The 1635-nt window shown below is 70.7% G+C and carries 2 protein-coding genes and 1 pseudogene; 2 read left to right on the top strand and 1 reads right to left on the bottom strand.

What is annotated here, in order from left to right:
* A partial coding sequence (locus ASJ79_RS35235; RefSeq protein ID WP_156448605.1) for an ATP-binding cassette domain-containing protein occupies nt 1-249 on the top strand: 249 nt, incomplete at its 5' end.
* On the opposite strand, the gene ASJ79_RS23635 is transcribed toward ASJ79_RS35235, so the two are convergent.
* The gene (locus tag ASJ79_RS23635; RefSeq protein ID WP_067960662.1) at nt 200-1471 is read right to left on the bottom strand and encodes an MSMEG_0569 family flavin-dependent oxidoreductase; all 1272 of its coding nucleotides are present in this window, start codon (nt 1469-1471) and stop codon (nt 200-202) included. The genes ASJ79_RS35235 and ASJ79_RS23635 overlap by 50 nt on opposite strands.
* A gap of 37 nt (nt 1472-1508) precedes the next feature.
* Here ASJ79_RS23635 and ASJ79_RS31505 point away from each other — a divergent pair.
* A pseudogene (locus ASJ79_RS31505) lies at nt 1509-1635 on the top strand (short-chain fatty acyl-CoA regulator family protein); the annotation flags it as partial.

Genomic DNA, 1635 nt, shown 5'->3' with positions numbered 1-1635 from the left:
AAGACGTATCACAGCGGTGGCAACGAGATGATCGCGCTGAGCGGGATGGACCTCGATGTCATGGACGGGGAGTTCCTCTCCCTGTTGGGGCCCAGCGGATGCGGCAAGTCGACGGCGCTCAACATCAGGGGCGGCCGGCCGCGGATGCCGAGCAGGGCCAGGTCGACGCGGGTGGAGTTCGTGGCGGAGGGCGTCATGGTCAGCCGCCCACCGCCAGGCGCAGCACCGGGTCGCCGAGGCTGCCGGTGATGGCCGCCGCGAGATGCCGTGCGTCGCGGTCGATGCCGAGGAAGCGGCCCGATCCCCAGGTGTGCATCCACGGCAGCCCGATGAAGCTCAGCCCGGGTACCGTGGTCACACCGCGGTTCTGCATCGGACGTCCGGCGCCGTCGAAGGCGCTGGCCTCGATCCACCGGTAGTCGGGCCGGTATCCGATCGCCCACACGATGGCCGAGACCCCTGCCGACGCCAAATCCAAGGCGACAGACTCGGTTCCGGGCTCCCACACCGGGGTGTAGCGCGTCGGTGGGCCCGCCGGCGCACCGGACCGGTCGATGTAGGCGTCGATGTCGGCGCAGATCGAGTTGTACACCGCGTCGGCGTGATCGAGTGCGCGGCGCAGCGTCGGGGCGAAGCGCAGCGTGGTGCCGTGCCCGTCCACCAGCGTGCCGTAGAGCTGCATACCCTCGGTCGCGAAGCGGCGCAGATCGATGTCGCGGCCCCCGTCGCGGCCGGTGACGTAGTGGTTGGTCTTCTCGATGGCCGCCTTGCCGCCGGGATACTCACCGGCCGGCCGGTCATACAGGCCCATGTCGGCCAACCAGGTCATGCAGTCCCGCCCGCGGTAGAACCGCGCGACCCTGGGCGCGTTGCCGACCGCGAGGTGCACCTGCCGGCCGGCCAGGTGCAGGTCCTCGGCGATCTGCGCACCCGATTGGCCGGTGCCGACGACCAGCACCGCGCCGTCGGGCAGCCCGGCCGCATTGCGGTACTGCTCGGAGTGGATCTGGGCCACGGACGGGGTGAGCGCGCCTGCGAAACCCGGCAGCACCGGAACCGGGTAGCCGCCGGTGGCGACCACCGCGTGATCGCAGGTCAGCGGCTCCTGCCCGGTGCCGGTGAGCAGGGTGAGCTCGAAGCGGCCGTCGGTTGCGTTGCGCAACCGGGTGACCCGCGTGCCGGTGCGCACCGGGGCGTCGAAGGTGGCCAACCACCCCGCCAGCCACTGCACGACCTCGTCGCGGGTCATGAACCCGTCCGGGTCCGGCCCGTCATAGGAGTAACCCGGCAACCGGCAATGCCAGTTCGGTGTCACGAGAGTGAAGTTGTCCCAACGGCTGTCGGCCCACGCGTGCAGCGGGGTCTGTGCCTCGAGCACCACGTGGTCGATCCCCGCCCGGCTCAGGTACCAGCTGACCGAGAGTCCGGCCTGGCCGCCGCCGATGATCGCGACGGGAGTGTGCGGGCTCACGGCGCCACCGCCGCCGGGTCCATCACCACGACGCGGACCCTCGATGCGCGGCGTCCCGTTCTCGTTCGTCCGAGTCGACCGGGCGGGCAACATGTCGAAACGCCAGTCCGCCACCGGGTTTCACTTCTCCTCCAGCGGGGGGACGTGTCCGCTGTGGAACGTCT

Source organism: Mycobacterium sp. NAZ190054 (genome assembly GCF_001545925.1).
Lineage (GTDB): Bacteria > Actinomycetota > Actinomycetes > Mycobacteriales > Mycobacteriaceae > Mycobacterium.
The sequence above is the reverse complement of the archived record's forward strand: the minus strand, read 5'-3'. Positions and strand labels throughout refer to the sequence as shown.